This window comes from Polaromonas sp. P4_F4, from assembly GCF_056401355.1.
In genome coordinates this window covers 51,009-66,310 of the sequence record NZ_JBFUJO010000006.1, presented here as the reverse complement: position 1 = coordinate 66,310, position 15,302 = coordinate 51,009, and the positions used below count along the sequence as shown (strand labels likewise).

The following is a 15,302-nucleotide window of genomic DNA, read 5'->3' as shown; positions in this document are numbered from 1 at the left end:
TCTGCTTCGGGCAATTGCCGGGTCATTTGGCGCCCCAGCAAAGGTCCATGCCCGTCTTGATGTCCTTGCTGTCCACGCCGCTGACCGGCCTGGCCGCGATCAGGGTGACGCCGGTGTCGGTGTAGCCCGAGGACTTCTGGCCGCCCTTGGCGTATTTCACGCCCGCCTCCACGCCCAGTGCCGCCATCTTCAGCGGGTATTGCTGCGAGGTGGCGGTGATCATGCCGGCCGCCAGGTCCTTGATGCCCTGGCAGCCGCCGTCAACGGACAGGATCAGCACGCCTTTTTCCTTGCCGGCCTTCTTCAGTGCGTTGAACGCGCCAGCAGCGGCGGGCTCGTTGATGGTGTAGACCACGTTGATGTCGGGATTTTTCTGCAGGCAGTTTTCCATCGCGGTCTGGCTCTTGGCCCGGTCGCCAAAGCTGTCGGCCATGCACACCACGGCAGGGTCCCGCGACAGTTCGTTGGACTTGGCGTCTGCCGCGGGCAGGCCAAAACCCTTCATGAAGCCGTTGTGCCGCTGCGCGCCCACCGGATGGCCGGGCAGCAGGTCGAGCGTGACAATCCGGGCGGGTTTTCCGGCCAGTGCCGCCCTGGCGTACTGACCCACCAGGACGCCGGCCTGGTAGTTGTCGGTGGCAAACAGCGCGTCGGCGCCGGCAAAGGGGCTGTCCAGCGCGATCACCTGCACGCCCTTGGCCTGCAGTTTCTTGACGGTGGGGGCGATGGCATCGCCACTGGCGGTGATCAAAATGGTCTTGGCACCGGCAGCTGCCATGTTTTCAAGGGCGGTGATCTGGCCTGCGGTGTCGCCGTCGGATTTTCCGGCCGCGGTCAGCAGCTTGGCACCGAGTTTTTTGGCCTCGGCCTCGGCCCCTTCTTTCATTTTGACAAAGAAGGGATTGGTTTCGGTTTTGGTGATCAGTCCGATCACCGGCTCGCCCGCAGCGAATGCGGAGGCTGCGACCAGCGCGAGGCTGGACAGCGCGAGACGGGTGGCGGTACGGGCGATGGCTGGTTTCATGCGAGTTGTCTCCGGCTTGATTTGATGTCTATGGTCGGGGTCAGGGCTTGCGACCGGGGGAAAGTACCCATTACCAATGGGCTTGAGGGAACTATAGTGGCGCTGTAGTTACTAAATCAAGTTGTTTTAGTTATGGAAAACCCTCTAATTATGGAAAACCCTGATAAAACTCCGCAGGTGGCCACGGCCGGCGAAGCGCTCATCGATTTGATCCTGCAGCCCGACGGGCGCTACGAGCCCTGCATTGGCGGCGCGGTCTTCAACCTGACGCGGGCGCTGGCCAGACAGGACATTGGCACGCTTTACCTCAACCCCCTGTCGGGAGACCGCTTCGGCCGCCAACTGGCGGCGGCCCTCGTCAGCGACGGCGTGCAGCTGGCCCATCCGCAGCCGGTGATGCAAAGCACCTCGCTGGCGCTGGTGGGGGTGGACGACAAGGGTCACCCCGACTATGCCTTTTACCGTGAGGGTGTGGCGGACCGTGCGATCTCGGCGGAACGGCTGATCCAGTCGTGCCGGCAAGCGCCGGCGCTGCAGATGGTCTGCACCGGGGCGCTGGCGCTGGCGCCGGAGGATGCCCAGCACTACCTGCCTTGGCTGCGCACGCAGCGTGAAGCGGGCACGCTGGTGGTGGTGGATGCCAACCTGCGCCCCTCGGTGATGCCGGACCTGGAGGCGTACCGGCGCCATGTCCAGGCCGTGATGCAGCAGGCCGACGTGCTCAAGGTCAGCGACGAAGACCTTGAGCACCTCGCAACGCCAGGAGGAGATGCGCTGGCGCGCGCCCAGCACCTGCTGGACGCGACGTCGGCCCGCCTGCTGGTGCTGACGCTCGGTGCGCAGGGCGCCTGCCTGCTCACGCGCGACGGCCAGCAGTGGCGGGCGCGCGAATCCCGACCGCTGGAGGTGGTCGATACCGTGGGTGCCGGCGACTGCTTTCTAGCCGGCATGCTGGCCGCATTGCTAACGCCAGATGAGATGGGGCGAGGCTTGGCTGCGGCTGCCGCTGTGCGGGCGCCGCTGGACGACGCGGCGGGCCGCAGGCTGCTCGCGCATGCCCTTGCCAGCGCCAGCCTTTGCGTCATGCGCCGCGGCTGTGTACCGCCGACACGGGTACAAGTGCAGGCCAGGGTCAAGCAGGCGCCCTGCGCGTTTGGCTTACCCGGCGCCTGGTCCTGATGTGCCGCGCCGCGAATTCACGCTGTACGACATCGCGGGAGGGGCGCTCTGCGTGGGCGCCATTGTCACGGCGGGTTATTTTTTCGGTAATGTGCCGTTTGTGAAGACGCACCTGGCAAGATCATCTGGGCCATGATTTTGATTCCGGGCTTGTTTGTGTTGTATGGCGCGTGGAAAGCCAGACGCAACGCCAGTGCGGCAAGCTGAAGTTTCCGGCAATCCTGTGTGAATCCGGCCTTGCCTGCGGGTGAGAAATAACCCGGGCGCGTCAACCCGGGCAATGTCCCTATGACGGGATTTTCATCAATGGGGTGGTTCGCGGGCAGCGCTACGGTCAGATGCCGCGATCCCGTCGTCCGTCGGTGGTCCGTTTAGCGATTGTGACTGTCAATTGCGCCAGGGTGCTTCCGTTGATCTTGCGTTGATCTTTCATTGACAAGAGGTGCCAGCGAGGTGCCAATGCTGTCACAGCAACTTCATCTGCCTGTGTTTTTATCGAATCGGGAATTGTCCCAAAAACACCCCGGAGAGAAACGTATGGAAGACACCATCAATGCGTCGCGTCGCAGTCTTTTGAAGGGCGGCACGGCCGCTGTCGCTATCCCGTTCGTCGCAACGCTGCAGGCCTTTGCAGCACAACGCGCCGACGCCGCGCAGCCAGCGCCATCATCGATCGTCGGCCCTTATGGTCCGATTCGTCCAAGCAGGGACCTGAGTACCGGGTTGGAACTGCTCCAGCTTCCCGCCGGATTCAGCTATCGCAGCCTGTCATGGACGGGTGATCTGATGGCCAACGGGCAGCCGACGCCACGCGGCCATGACGGTATGGCTGTCGTCGCAGAACGTAACGGGCCAAAGGGCCCCGAAATCGTGCTGATCCGTAATCACGAGCTGGGTGAGGGCGCAGAAGTCATCGGTGCGGGCGCGCAGTATGACCGCAGCCAGGTTCAAGGCGGAACCACCAACATCACTTTCCGGCACGGCACCTCGGAACCGGCCCTCACCGTGCCGAGCCTTGGCGGTACGCTGGTCAACTGTGCCGGTGGCGTCACGCCATGGGGCACCTGGCTGACCTGCGAGGAAACCATCGCGGACCGTACTTCAGTGGGCGGAAGAAAGCACGGCTATGTTTTCGAAGTCACAGCCGACCCGTCACAGACAACAGGCCAGCCGATTGTTGAAATGGGCCGTTTCAGCCATGAAGCGGTCGCAGTCGATCCCGCCACCAGCATTGTTTACCTGACGCAGGATGACCGCAACAAGTCGGGCCTGTATCGTTTTATCCCGCGCAATACCAGCATGCAGCCGGGGGCTCTGGCGCAGGGCGGCACTTTGCAGGCGGCGCGCGTCAAAGGCCAACCAAAAACGAGCCTGATTGTTGCAACGCTGGGTGACACGTACGAGCTGGAATGGGTCAACATCCAGTATCCGGACGCCGACCCGCAGGTGTACCTTGTGCCGGATGCGTCCGGCCTCGCTGCCGGCCCCTTTGTGCAGGCCTGGGACCAGGGCGCGCTGCGTATGAGCCGCGGCGAAGGTGCGTGGTACTTCAACCGCAAGATGTATTTCGTCGATACCTCGACGGGCAGGGATGCCGGCGGCCGGCCAGGACGCGGTGAGGGTGCAGTGTGGGAGCTCGATCTGGCGACGATGCGTTTGAAGGCGGTTTTCGTGTCCGGCAGTGCTATTGCGGGCAACAACCCCGACAACATCACCGTCAGCCCTCGCGGCGGCGTGCTGTTGTGCGAAGACGGTGGTGGCGTGGCGGACGAGTTCGGATTCGGCGATCGTCTGATGGGCCTGATGTCAAACGGCGCAAGCTACATTTTTGCGAAAAACAATGTCATCCTGACGCCGCAGGACATCACCAGCTCCGGCAAGAAAGTTGTGCCGGAAGACTACCGCGATCGCGAATTCGCAGGCGCCTGTTTCGATGCCAAGGGACAGACGCTGTTCGTCAACATCCAGACACCGGGTATTACCTTTGCGATCTGGGGACCATGGGCGCGCGGCACGCTGTAAAGCTGGTCGATTGGCAAACAAGAAGAAGGCGACTCGCTGAAATTCAGGAGCCGCCTTTGTGTCTTTGTGTCTTTGGGTCTTGTCTTTGTGTCTTTTGTGTATATGGCAGCGAGAGGATCCTCAACCCGCTGATCCATCCGCTCTGAACTGGCCCGCCCATCTGCCCCGTTCATCAGGTGCTTGCAGGCGGGCCGGCTTACCCCGCAACAGCGCGTCAACAGGGCAACGGCTTGTTATTTAGCGGTTTTTGCCGATCTCGTTACCGATCAACGCACCTGCGGCAGCGCCGCCCACTGTTCCGATCGTGCTTCCGCCGGTCACGGCACTGCCGGCTACGCCGCCAATGACTGCACCCGTGGCGGTACCGATTTGGGCATTGGTGGGATTGGTTCCGCAACCGGTCAGGGCAATCAGGCAAGCCGCTACCGCCGACATCAAGAGTTTCGCATTCATAGAGATACCTTTGTTAAGAGTTTCAGGCTCTTTCACGACCGACATCCATGTCTCTTCACGTTGCTTTGCTTTGCCTTGGCGTTTGCCTGTACCTTCAATGTAGGGCGGCGAAGGGTCTGGAGCTGTAGGAGAGGGGCGTCGCTGGCTGTCGGTTGGGACTGCACAAACCCCCGGCCAGGTCGTCTGTGGGGACGGATTACAGCGCGCGACTCCGCGCCAGTGGCGGGTTCCTGGCAAAGTAGCGGCTGATGCCGCGCATCAGCGCATCCGCGAGCTGGATCTGGTAGTCATCGCTGCGCAGCCGGGCTTCTTCCTCCGGATTGCTGATGAAGGCGGTTTCTACCAGCACGCTGGGAATGTCGGGCGCCTTGAGCACCGCGAAACCGGCTTGCTCGACCCGCGGCTTGTGCAGCCTGCCGACATGGCCGATCTCGCCCAGCATGGCGCTGCCCAGCTTGAGGCTGTCATTGATCTGCGCGGTGGTGCTCATGTCCAGCAGGGCCTTCTGGACCTGCACGTCCCGGGCCTTCACATTGACGCCGCCCACGAGGTCGGCGGAATTTTCCTTCTCGGCCAGCCAGCGCGCGGCGCTGCTGGAGGCGCCCTTGTCACTCAAGGCAAACACGCTGGCGCCTTGCGGGCGGGCGGTAAAGAAGGCGTCCGCATGGATGCTGATGAAAAGATCGGCCTGCACGCGGCGCGCTTTTTGCACGCGGATGTGCAGCGGCACAAAAAAATCGGCATCGCGCGTGAGGTAGGCGCGCATGTTCGGTTGCTGGTTGATGCGGTCGCGCAGGCGATGCGCGATTTGCAGCACCACATCTTTCTCGCGCGTGCCGCCGGGCCCGACCGCGCCGGGGTCCTCGCCGCCATGTCCCGGGTCCAGCGCCACGATGACGAGCCGGTCTGTCTTGCCTTCGGTCCGCCCCTTGCCAGCGGCCGCCATGTCGCCAGGCGGCCGGGCGGCGGGCAAGGGCAAGCGGTCGTCTGCAGAGCCAGCCAGCGGTGGGCTGCCCGATGGCTTGTCGCCACCGGCCACTGCGCCCGATGGGGCTCGTCCGGTCTGACGGGCGATCAACTCGCCCAGCGGGTCGGGGGCTGCGCTCGTGGATGAGCCGGCGCCGGCCTGTTTGTCGGCCAGTCGCTCGGCGATCAGGGCCTCCAGTGGGTCGATGGCCTGCGCCGGGTACAGGTCCAGCACCAGCCGGTGCTGGTAAGCCGCCACGGGCGGCAGCGTGAAGACCTGCGGCAGCATGGCCTGCTTCAGGTCAATCACCAGCCGCACCACGCCTGGTGCGTTTTGTCCGACACGAATTCCTGAAATATTGGGGTCGTCCGATTTCACCTTGGCCACCAGCTCGCGCAGGGCCGGAATCAGGTCTATGCCTTCAATGTCAACGGCCAGGCGCGGCGGCTCGGCCACAAAGAACTGCCGGGCCTTGATTTCACCGTCGGACTCGATGGTGACCCGGGTGTAGTCTTTGGCCGGCCAGACGCGCACGGCGACGATGGTGGCGCCGCGGGCGATGTGCTGCGCGCCCAGCAACAAAACCACGCCGCCCAGCTGCAAGGCGCTGCGCCGGTTGAAGTGGCGACCGCTTTTATTCATCATGCCAGCAGTTTTGCGCCGATGGCGCTGTGAGCTGTCGCTGTGACTGAACGGGACGTGTCACTCAGCACCTCCATCTTGAGCAGCAGGTCGGGCGGCGGCAAATGGACGCCCGCTTTCTCGGGCCACTCGACCAGCTTGAGCCCGGGGCTGGCAAAGATGTCGCGGAAACCGGCTTCTTCCCATTCCCGCGGATCATTGAAGCGGTAAAAGTCAAAGTGCCAGATCGACAGGCCCGAGGGATTCATGCCGGAAGAGGGCAAGGTGTAGGGCTCCACCACGGCATAGGTGGGGCTTTTGATGCGGCCCTTGACACCGAGGGCCCCCAGCAGGTGGCGCACAAACGTGGTTTTGCCTGCCCCGAGGTCGCCTTGCAGCTCAATCAGCGCCTGCCCGATCGCCGGTTGCCGCGCCAATGCCTGCGCAAAGACAAGGGTTGCGGCCTCGTCCTGCCAGACAATGTTTTTTACAATCAGCGGGTGGACCTGAACAGTCATCAATTCAATCATCAATTTGTAAATCAAATTCAGACTTGGGCGCGCGAGCTTGGATTTTCGCAAATTGGCGTGGCCGGTGTCGATTTGTCATCAGCGGAACCTGGATTATCAGCCTGGCTGGCCGCAGGCTTTCATGGTGACATGCATTACATGCAAGCGCACGGGCTGAAACGGGCGCGGCCGGCTGAACTGATTCCCGGTACCGTGAGCGTCATCACGGCACGCATGGATTATTTACCGGCCGCCACGTCGGCGGTGCCGGGTGAATGGCAGGCCATCGAGTTCAGCCGGCTCGGGCGGCCCACCGAAGGTATCGTCTCGGTGTATGCCCGGGGCCGCGACTACCACAAGATCATGCGTGCCCGCCTGCAAAAACTCGGCGAGCGGATTGCCGCGCACGTCGAAAAACTCGGCCACCGCGCCTTCACTGACTCGGCGCCGGTACTGGAGGCTGAGCTGGCTGCCCGCAGCGGCCAGGGCTGGCGCGGCAAGCACACACTGCTGCTCAACCGCGAGGCGGGCTCGATGTTTTTTCTTGGCGAAATCTATGTGGACCTGGCACTGCCGCCCAGCGCACCGGTCGCACCGCATTGCGGCACCTGCAGCGCCTGCATCGACATCTGCCCCACGCGGGCCATCATTGCGCCGTACAAGCTCGACGCCCGGCGCTGCATTTCCTACCTGACCATAGAACACGCCGGATCCATTCCGCTGGAACTGCGCCCCTTGATGGGTAACCGCATCTACGGCTGCGACGATTGCCAGCTGATTTGCCCCTGGAACAAGTTCGCGCAACGCAGCGCCCTGCCTGATTTTGACGAGCGCCAGGGTTTGACGGGGCAGCAGCTTGTGACCCTGTTTTCCTGGACCGAGGAAGAATTCTTGCGCTTTACCGAAGGCAGCGTCATCCGGCGGATCGGGCACGAGCGCTGGCTGCGCAATGTGGCGGTGGCCATGGGCAATGCGCTGCATGCGAATGCGGGCGCCACAGCCATTCGGAGCGGTCTCCAAAGCCGTGTAGACCATCCCAGCGCGTTGGTGCGTGAACATGTGGCCTGGGCGCTCGCCCCGCTATGACGCCAGCGTGATGTGCAACTGGATGGGCTCTGCAAGAGGTGTTAGCCCGTAGCGGGGACGTATGAACAAGGTGGCTTGATACGAGCCGGGATGGCCCGGCATGTCGGTCAGCACAATGCGCGCCTCTTGCAAGGGTATGCTGGCCCAGACCTGCTGTGGCGCGTCGTCGTCCAGCAGCACGTATTGCGAAAGCCAGGTTTGCAAAAACGCTTCGACGTTGCTGCGGGTCAGAAAGCTGCCGATTTTGTGCCGCAGGATGGCCTGAACATGCCGGGCAAAACATGTTGCAGCCAGCAGGTGCGGCAGCGAGGCTCCCGGCGGCAGCTGCGTGGGTTGTGTCTCCAGAAGGTTGAGCTGGGAGGTTTCCTGGAGTGCCACAGGCCAGCCATGCACCGAAAAGGCATTGGCAACAAGCGCGGTCAGCCAGCAAGCTGCGTGGCCGTCCGCCGGTCTTGGCCTCACCAGGGCAATGAAGCGCGTTTCTTCGCAGCCCAGCCGAACGGGTTCTTTGGCCAGCGCGGACGGTGACTGCGCAATCAGCGGTGTGTGGGTTTGTGCCGCCAGCCGGGCCAGGCGCGACAGCAGCACAAGGTCGTCCGCACCGTTGCCGAATTCATGCAGGCTGACCAACAGGCTGGCGGGTTGGCCCCCGTACGTGCCCGACTGGGTTTGGTGAATCCGCTTGAATAAAAGGCTGTCACCGATGAATCCCGTGCGGCCCAGATCCTGCAAAAGTTCCGGTTTGCTGGTGTCCAGCAGCAGAAGCGACAACGCGGGGCTGGTCTTTACGTTGAGCACCAGATTGGCCAGCGCCTTCCATGTGATGCCCGAACGCGCAAGCCGTGGTGCCTTGTCGCGCATGAACTCGCAAAAGCTGTCCCGGTCGATGCCTGCCATGGACCGTGATGCGTAGTCGACGGTTGCCGTCGTGTCCGAGTGGCCCTCTGACAGGTCGGCAAGGAGCACCACCACGAAAGGCAGCTCCAGTGGCCGTAGCGTACCGGCCGTTTCCATGTCCGGCGTGATTTTGACGCGCGGTGGTGGCAGGGGGGCATTCATGGACTGCATTGTCTGAAGGGGTGTTACGCCTAGCGCAGCACGCCCAGCGCAAACGGCAAACTCACGACGCCCAGCATGGTCGACAAGGTCACCAGGCCGGCCACATAACCGCCGTTGTAGCCCATGCGCGCCGCCAGCACGTAGGCGCTGGAGGCCGTCGGCAGCGCGGAAAACGCGAGCAGGACGGTGCTCTGCGCGGCCGACAGCCCCCAGGCTTTCGTCAGGCCCAGGGCTACCAGCGGCAGCAGCAGATGGCGTATCGACAGCACCGCGACCGCCAGTGTCTTGGCTTGCGACAGGTGGGCAAACTGCATGCCCGCGCCGGCCGCCAGCAGGCCCAGGGCCAGTGATGCGGCGCCAATGCGCGTGACCGTGGGCTCCAGCCAGATGGGCAGGGTGAAGCCCAGCAGGTTGGCCACGAGGGCGGTGGCAGTGGCCACGATCAGGGGATTGCGCACCAGCTCGCGCAGGAAGCCGCGCCGGGCGTGCCTCACCATGGGCCAGACCGCGGCCACGTTGAATAGCGGCACGCAAACGCCAATCAGCACGGCGATGAGCTGCTGGCCCTCACTACCGGCCAGCCGGTCTGCCAGGGCCAGGCCAATAAAGGAATTGAAGCGAAAGGCAACCTGGGCGCTGCCCGCGTGCTCGCGCGGGTCTATACGCCGGCCCAGCCAGGGGAGGTAAGGCAGGCTGTAGGCCATTGCAATGCCGGACAGCCCCAGCAGCAGGCCCGCGCCGATCAGGCTGGAGGCGGCTCCCAGATCCAGCGGGCTTTTGACGATCGACTGGAACAGCAACACCGGAAACAGAAAGTAATAGACCAGGCTCTCCACCTGCTCCCACACCTTGCGGTTGAGCGCGGTGTAGCGGCAGACCAGGTAACCACAAACAATCAGGGAAAAGTCGGGAAAAAGAAGTTGCGCGTAGTTCACCCGCCGAGAATAACCGCAAAGCCTGCGGTGTTCGGGTTTGCCCTTATGCGTAATCCACAGCAGGCAGGCACGTGGCTTGCGTATACCATTCCAGCTGTTTTGATTTTGAAGGACTTCACCATGCAACGTCGTTATCTGTTTGCCTTGTCTGCTGTTTATGCGCTTACCCTGGCCGTCACGGCAGGCCCCGCATGGTCGCAGGCGTATCCCAACAAGGTCATCAAGCTGCAGGTGCCGTTTGCACCGGGCGGCACCACCGACATCGTGGGGCGTGTGATTGCCGAGCCACTGGGCAAGGCGCTGGGCCAGACCGTCATCGTCGAGAACAAGGCGGGCGGCGGCGGCGTGATCGGCGCCACTGAAACAGCCCGCGCCGTGCCCGATGGCTATTCGCTCGGCGTGGCCACGGTGTCCACCACCGCAGCCAACCCGGCCATCAACCCCAAAGTCCCCTACAACCCGCTGACGGACTTCACGCCCATCATCAACATCGCCGCCACCCCCAACATCATTGCGGTGCACCCCAGCTTTCCCGCGAAGAACTACAAGGAATTTATAGCGGAACTCAAGAAGAACCCCGGAAAATACTCGTTTGCATCATCCGGTACGGGCGGCATTGGCCACCTGCAGATGGAGCTGTACAAAAGCCTGAGCGGCACGTTTGTGACGCACATTCCGTACCGCGGCGCGGGGCCGGCTTTGAACGATACGGTGGCGGGCCAGGTGCCCATCATTTTTGACAACATTCCTTCGGCCTTGCCATTCATCCAGCAAAAGCGCCTGATTCCGATCGTGGTGGCCGCACCGCAGCGCCTGGCCGTGTTGCCCGATGTGCCGACCTTCAAGGAGGTGGGGCTGGAGCCGGTGAACCGCATGGCCTACTACGGCATTGTGGGACCCAAGGGCCTGCCGAAAGAAGTGATTGACAAGGTCAGCGCCGGCGTGAAGAAGGCGCTGGAAGATCCGGCCGTTCGCAAGCGCATTGAAGACACCGGCTCGCTGGTCATTGCCAACACACCCGAGCAGTTTGCGGCGCAAATCAAGGCCGAGTACGAGGTGTATAAAAAAGTGGTCGATACGGCCAAGCTCAAGCTGGACTGAGCCGGCCCTTGAGCCATCAACCGCAAGCCGCCTCCGGGCGGCTTTTTCATTTTGGCATTTTGGCGCCCCCCAGCCCGCAGGAAATCCATTTCCAGCCTGTGCGCCCAGCCGCAGCGGCGGCTTCATAAACCGGGAAATCCGGGCCTGGTTGATGGGGCTGATCAAGCTGGCGGAATCGACGCTCGCGGCAATCGCAAAGAGAGGCGTACTATGGCGATCCGTGGTATTTACACCATTTACACCTCATGATCCCCGATCACCGCATTCTCCAGGGAATCGGTCGATTGAACTCGTTGAGCGCGATGCCGTATTGCAGGCGCTTGAAGACCGTATGCATTCCGTCGCGCGCGGCACCGGCCACACCGCCCTGATCGCCGGCGAGGCTGGCATAGGCAAGACCAGCCTGCTCAATGCGCTGGCCGAAAGACGCGGAGAAGCCAATTTGTGGTGGGGCGCCTGCGACGCGCTGCAGACCCCGCATCCGCTTGCCCCGCTGCAGGATATTGCGCGCTCCTCGGAGGTCAGGTTTCGCCCGCTGCTGGGTGGCGACGGCAGCCGCGCAGCGCTGTTCGAAGCCGTGCTCACGGAGCTCCAGCAGAGCCGTCGCCCGACATTGGTCGTGATCGAGGACGCGCATTGGGCGGACGACGCCACGCTGGATCTCCTCAAGTTCCTCGGCCGGCGGGTCGATCGTGCCGCCTGCCTGCTGGTCATCTCCTATCGAGACGACGAGTTGACCCCAGCGCACCCGCTGCGGCGCTTGCTGGGCGAGTTGCCGGGCAGCCTCGTGACCCGGGTGGATTTGCCCAGGCTTTCGCCAGCGGCGGTCGAACTCCTCGCCCGCTGCGCCTTGCGGTCGCCGGACGGCATCTACTCAGCGACGCACGGCAACCCGTTTTTCGTGACCGAGCTGCTCAGGCATGGCATCGACGGCGTGCCGCGCAGCGTGCAGGATCTGGTTCTGGCAAGGTTCGCGCGACTCAGTCCGGGCGCACAGGCTGTCGTCAAGCTCGCGTCCGTCGTTCCTGCGAAGATCGAGCAATGGCTGGTCGAGGCACTGCTCGGAACGAACGTCGCCCTGATCGAAGAGTGCTTGAATTCCGGATTGCTGACGACCGCTGCCTCGGCACTGTGCTTTCGTCATGAACTGGCGCGGGTTGCGATCGAAACATCGCTGTCCGAGCCCGTTGCACATGCACTGCATGCGGACGTCCTGGATGCGCTGGTGCGAGAGGACAAGCAGCTTGTCTCGCTGGCGCGCCTGGTACACCACGCCACGCAGTGCAGCGACAGCGCCGCCGTGCTGCGCTATGCGCCTGAAGCGGCACGTCAGGCGCAGCAGCGCGGGGCGCACCGAGAGGCGGCCGCCCACTACCGCACGGCGCTGCAGTACGCGAAAGGCGCAGGGGAAGCCGGCGAGGCCCAACGCGCCGCCTGGCTCGATGCTTACGCGCATGAATGCCAGCTGACCGACCAGTTGAACGAAGCCATAGCCGCGCGTTTGCGCCTGGGCGAGTTGCACCGACGCGCAGCCAACACCCTGGGCGAGGCGGAAAATCTGAGCCAGCTTGCCCTGGTCTATGTGCTGGCCTTGAGGAACACCGACGCCGACACCGCAAGCCGCAAGGCGATTGAGCTGCTCGAGCCGCTGCCGCCCGGTGTACAGCTGGCCGGCGCCTACCGCGTGGAAGCCCAATTGCGCATGCTCAATCGGGACTGCGAGGTTTCGGTTGCCTGGGGCCGTAAAGCTCTCCGTCTTGCCGAGCAGTTCGGGCATCGCGAAATTCTTGGCGCTGCCGTCGGCACGCTCGGGACTGCCACGATGTTCATCGATTACGACGCCGGCTGCGCGCACCTGCAACGCGCGCTGGACCTGGCGCTTGCCGACGGACTGCACTACATCGCGGCCAACACCTACAGCAATCTCGGCTCGGGATCCGGTGAAGTCTTCCGGCTGCGTGAGGCGCAGCGCTACCTCACCCAGGCCATCTCCTTTGCGCAACAGCACGAGATCGACTTCTACCGCAACTACTCGACGGCCTGGCTGGCGTTGTGCGAGATGTATCTGGGCCGCTGGGACGACGCGGCTGAACATGCGCAGGACATCGTCCAACAGACGACCCACCGCACCACCAGCCGCATCATGGCCCTCGTCGCGCTGGGGCGTTTGCGAGCGCGACGCGGTGACCCCGGTGTGGCTGAGACCCTTGATGAGGCATTGGAACTGGCCCTTGCCAGCGACACGCTCCAGCGCATCGCCCCGGTACGCGCGGCCCGCGCCGAAGCGGCCTGTCTGCGCGGCGACTTGCGCGCAGTGGCTGAGGAGGCGCAGCCAGCGTTGACTCTCGCCACCCACCATCGGCATCCATGGTTCACCGGCGAATTGGCCTATTGGATGAAACGAGCGGGCGCACTCGACGTCACGCCGGTGCCCTGTGCTGAGCCCTTTTCCCTTCAGATCGCTGGCCACTGGCGTGAGGCAGCGACTGCCTGGGCGGACTTGGGCTGTCCCTATGAGCAAGCGCGCGCCCTGAGCGAAGGTGACGCCGCTGCCCAACTCGAGGCGTTGACCCTGTTCGAGCAACTGGGTGCACGCCCGGCAGCGGACGGGTTGCGCCGGCAGTTGCGCGCTGCGGGGCTGCGGGGCCTTCCAAGAGGAATGCGACCCTCAACACAGACGAATCCGCACCAACTCACCGCACGCGAAATCGAGGTCCTGCGGCTGTTGTGCGAAGGGTTGAAGAACTCGGAAATCGCCGAGCGGCTGTGCCGCTCGGTACGGACCGTCGATCACCATCTGGCGGCTGTCTTCACAAAGCTCGGCGTTGCGTCGCGCACCGAAGCCGTGGCTGCGGCGCTGCGTGCGGGGATCGCGTCCCAATATGGGCAAGGCAAGACGGCAATCTAGGCAAGTCCGCCGTGGGCGCTGACGATGCGGACACCTAAGCTGAATTCGACGGTGAATTTCCGCCGTTTCAATTCAAGGAGCAGCTATGCCACGCTACATGGTCGAACGAACTTTTCCCGACGGCTTGCGGATCCCGGTCAATGATCAGGGCGCACAAGCCTGCGGTACCGTGGTCGAGAACAACGCCAAGAGTGGCGTGACCTGGATCCACTCCTACGTGAGCCAGGACTTGCGCAAGTCGTTTTGCGTCTACGATGGGCCGACGCCCGAAGCAATCCGCGAAACGGCGGGTAAAAACAACCTGCCAGTCGGCAGCATCACAGCGGTCAGCGTGCTCGATCCGTATTTCTACCGGAGCTGAAGGCCGTGCATGCTGACAATCCAGCCGCTCACACCTGCCCGTACTGCATCATCGGATCGCCGACGCCGGCCGGAATTGTCACGACAAGCCGCCTTCGGGCGGCTTTTTCGTTTTTCCTTTTTGTTATCGTCGGAGCATGCAATCTCAGAGCCAGTCCAGCATTGATGGGTTTATCGACGCCTTGTGGCTGGAAGACGGCTTGTCGAAAAATACGCTGGCGGCCTACCGGCGTGACCTGTCGCTGTATGCGGCCTGGCTGGCCGCCCCTGCGCAAAAGGGGCGCAAGCTCGACGACACGGTTGAGACTGACCTGAACCGCTACTTTTCCACCAGGCACGCCACCACCAAGGCCACATCGGCCAACCGGCGCCTGACGGTGTTCAAGCGCTACTTTCGCTGGGCGCTGCGTGAGCGCCTGATCACGGTGGACCCCACGCTGAAACTGCAATCCGCCAAACAGGCCTTGCGGGTACCCAAAGTCATGAGCGAAGCCCAGGTGGAGGCCCTGCTGGCCGCGCCCAGTGACAGCACGCCACTCGGGCAGCGCGACCGGGCCATGCTGGAGCTGATGTACGCCAGCGGACTGCGCGTCAGCGAACTGGTCGGGCTCAAGACCTTTCACGTGGGCTTGAATGAAGGCGTGTTGCGCGTCATGGGCAAGGGCAGCAAGGAGCGACTGGTACCTTTCGGGCAGGTGGCGCGCGAATGGATCGTGCTGTACCTGGCCGAGGCGCGACCGGCCATTCTGGGCGGTCAGCAGACCGATGACCTGTTTGTCACCAACCGTGGCTCTGGCATGAGCCGGGTGATGTTCTGGATGCTGGTCAAGAAGTACGCGCAGTTGGCGGGCATCCATTCGCCCTTGTCGCCGCACACCTTGCGCCACGCATTTGCAACGCACTTGCTGAACCACGGCGCTGACCTGCGCGCCGTGCAGATGCTGTTGGGCCACGCAGACATTTCCACCACCACGATTTATACCCATGTGGCCCGGGAACGCCTGAAGACGCTGCATGCGCAGCACCATCCACGGGGTTGAAAGAAAAGAAGGGTGACGGTGGGTTGGGAGTCAGCGCC

The 15,302-nt window shown here is 63.3% G+C and carries 13 protein-coding genes; 7 read left to right on the top strand and 6 right to left on the bottom strand.

Annotated features, from left to right (window positions below):
• Positions 1-22 precede the first annotated feature (22 nt).
• On the bottom strand, positions 23-1,024 hold the full coding sequence (locus AC1DUR_RS08630) for a substrate-binding domain-containing protein (RefSeq protein ID WP_477718488.1): 1,002 nt from the start codon (positions 1,022-1,024) through the stop codon (positions 23-25).
• Positions 1,025-1,174: 150 nt separating this feature from the next.
• On the opposite strand from AC1DUR_RS08630, the gene AC1DUR_RS08625 reads away from it, so the two are divergent.
• A complete protein-coding gene (locus AC1DUR_RS08625; RefSeq protein ID WP_477721524.1) occupies positions 1,175-2,203 on the top strand; it encodes a PfkB family carbohydrate kinase in 1,029 nt (342 codons plus the stop codon).
• A gap of 537 nt (positions 2,204-2,740) precedes the next feature.
• Entirely contained in the window at positions 2,741-4,225 is a 1,485-nt protein-coding gene (locus AC1DUR_RS08620) for a PhoX family protein (RefSeq protein WP_477718486.1), read from the top strand.
• Positions 4,226-4,462: 237 nt separating this feature from the next.
• Here AC1DUR_RS08620 and AC1DUR_RS08615 read toward each other — a convergent pair whose 3' ends face one another.
• The 3 genes from AC1DUR_RS08615 to tsaE all read right to left on the bottom strand — a co-directional run bounded on the left by AC1DUR_RS08615 (position 4,463) and on the right by tsaE (position 6,784).
• Positions 4,463-4,678 carry a glycine zipper 2TM domain-containing protein gene (locus AC1DUR_RS08615; RefSeq protein WP_477718485.1) on the bottom strand — a complete coding sequence of 72 codons (216 nt, stop codon included), beginning with the start codon at positions 4,676-4,678 and terminating at the stop codon, positions 4,463-4,465.
• A 196-nt stretch (positions 4,679-4,874) separates the two neighbouring features.
• A complete protein-coding gene (locus AC1DUR_RS08610; RefSeq protein WP_477718484.1) occupies positions 4,875-6,290 on the bottom strand; it encodes an N-acetylmuramoyl-L-alanine amidase in 1,416 nt (471 codons plus the stop codon).
• Positions 6,287-6,784, bottom strand: coding sequence for a tRNA (adenosine(37)-N6)-threonylcarbamoyltransferase complex ATPase subunit type 1 TsaE (tsaE, locus tag AC1DUR_RS08605; RefSeq protein WP_477718483.1), 498 nt, complete (start codon positions 6,782-6,784; stop codon positions 6,287-6,289). The genes AC1DUR_RS08610 and tsaE overlap by 4 nt, the downstream gene beginning before the upstream one ends.
• A gap of 27 nt (positions 6,785-6,811) precedes the next feature.
• On the opposite strand from tsaE, the gene queG reads away from it, so the two are divergent.
• Positions 6,812-7,861, top strand: coding sequence for a tRNA epoxyqueuosine(34) reductase QueG (queG, locus tag AC1DUR_RS08600; RefSeq protein ID WP_477718625.1), 1,050 nt, complete (start codon positions 6,812-6,814; stop codon positions 7,859-7,861).
• Here the strand turns inward: queG and AC1DUR_RS08595 are convergent.
• Both AC1DUR_RS08595 and AC1DUR_RS08590 read right to left on the bottom strand, forming a co-directional pair.
• The gene (locus AC1DUR_RS08595; RefSeq protein ID WP_477718482.1) at positions 7,856-8,920 is read right to left on the bottom strand and encodes a type VI secretion system contractile sheath domain-containing protein; all 1,065 of its coding nucleotides are present in this window, start codon (positions 8,918-8,920) and stop codon (positions 7,856-7,858) included. The two genes, queG and AC1DUR_RS08595, sit on opposite strands and share 6 nt — an antisense overlap.
• A gap of 29 nt (positions 8,921-8,949) precedes the next feature.
• Complete coding sequence (locus AC1DUR_RS08590; RefSeq protein WP_477718481.1) at positions 8,950-9,855, bottom strand: AEC family transporter; 906 nt, start codon at positions 9,853-9,855, stop codon at positions 8,950-8,952.
• A 120-nt stretch (positions 9,856-9,975) separates the two neighbouring features.
• Here AC1DUR_RS08590 and AC1DUR_RS08585 point away from each other — a divergent pair, with 120 nt between their 5' ends.
• The 4 genes from AC1DUR_RS08585 to xerD all read left to right on the top strand — a co-directional run bounded on the left by AC1DUR_RS08585 (position 9,976) and on the right by xerD (position 15,264).
• Positions 9,976-10,956, top strand: a complete 981-nt coding sequence (locus tag AC1DUR_RS08585; protein ID WP_477718480.1) for a tripartite tricarboxylate transporter substrate binding protein BugE — start codon at positions 9,976-9,978, stop codon at positions 10,954-10,956.
• Between the two features lie 151 nt (positions 10,957-11,107).
• Positions 11,108-13,864, top strand: a complete 2,757-nt coding sequence (locus AC1DUR_RS08580) for a helix-turn-helix transcriptional regulator (RefSeq protein ID WP_477718479.1) — start codon at positions 11,108-11,110, stop codon at positions 13,862-13,864.
• 85 nt (positions 13,865-13,949) lie between these two features.
• Positions 13,950-14,225 (top strand): DUF4242 domain-containing protein, encoded by a 276-nt coding sequence (locus tag AC1DUR_RS08575; protein WP_477718478.1) that lies wholly within the window; start codon positions 13,950-13,952, stop codon positions 14,223-14,225.
• Positions 14,226-14,361: 136 nt separating this feature from the next.
• On the top strand, positions 14,362-15,264 hold the full coding sequence (xerD, locus tag AC1DUR_RS08570; protein WP_477718477.1) for a site-specific tyrosine recombinase XerD: 903 nt from the start codon (positions 14,362-14,364) through the stop codon (positions 15,262-15,264).
• Positions 15,265-15,302 lie beyond the last annotated feature (38 nt).

Excerpts from the sequence above, each read along its gene's own strand:
- AC1DUR_RS08630 (WP_477718488.1), bottom strand. The coding sequence starts at position 1,024 with ATGAAACCAGCCATCGCCCGTACCGCCACCCGTCTCGCGCTGTCCAGC.
- AC1DUR_RS08625 (WP_477721524.1), top strand. The coding sequence starts at position 1,175 with ATGGAAAACCCTGATAAAACTCCGCAGGTGGCCACGGCCGGCGAAGCG.
- AC1DUR_RS08620 (WP_477718486.1), top strand. The coding sequence starts at position 2,741 with ATGGAAGACACCATCAATGCGTCGCGTCGCAGTCTTTTGAAGGGCGGC.
- AC1DUR_RS08615 (WP_477718485.1), bottom strand. The coding sequence starts at position 4,678 with ATGAATGCGAAACTCTTGATGTCGGCGGTAGCGGCTTGCCTGATTGCC.
- AC1DUR_RS08610 (WP_477718484.1), bottom strand. The coding sequence starts at position 6,290 with ATGATGAATAAAAGCGGTCGCCACTTCAACCGGCGCAGCGCCTTGCAG.
- tsaE (WP_477718483.1), bottom strand. The coding sequence starts at position 6,784 with ATGACTGTTCAGGTCCACCCGCTGATTGTAAAAAACATTGTCTGGCAG.
- AC1DUR_RS08595 (WP_477718482.1), bottom strand. The coding sequence starts at position 8,920 with ATGAATGCCCCCCTGCCACCACCGCGCGTCAAAATCACGCCGGACATG.
- AC1DUR_RS08585 (WP_477718480.1), top strand. The coding sequence starts at position 9,976 with ATGCAACGTCGTTATCTGTTTGCCTTGTCTGCTGTTTATGCGCTTACC.
- AC1DUR_RS08580 (WP_477718479.1), top strand. The coding sequence starts at position 11,108 with ATGGGGCTGATCAAGCTGGCGGAATCGACGCTCGCGGCAATCGCAAAG.
- AC1DUR_RS08575 (WP_477718478.1), top strand. The coding sequence starts at position 13,950 with ATGCCACGCTACATGGTCGAACGAACTTTTCCCGACGGCTTGCGGATC.
- xerD (WP_477718477.1), top strand. The coding sequence starts at position 14,362 with ATGCAATCTCAGAGCCAGTCCAGCATTGATGGGTTTATCGACGCCTTG.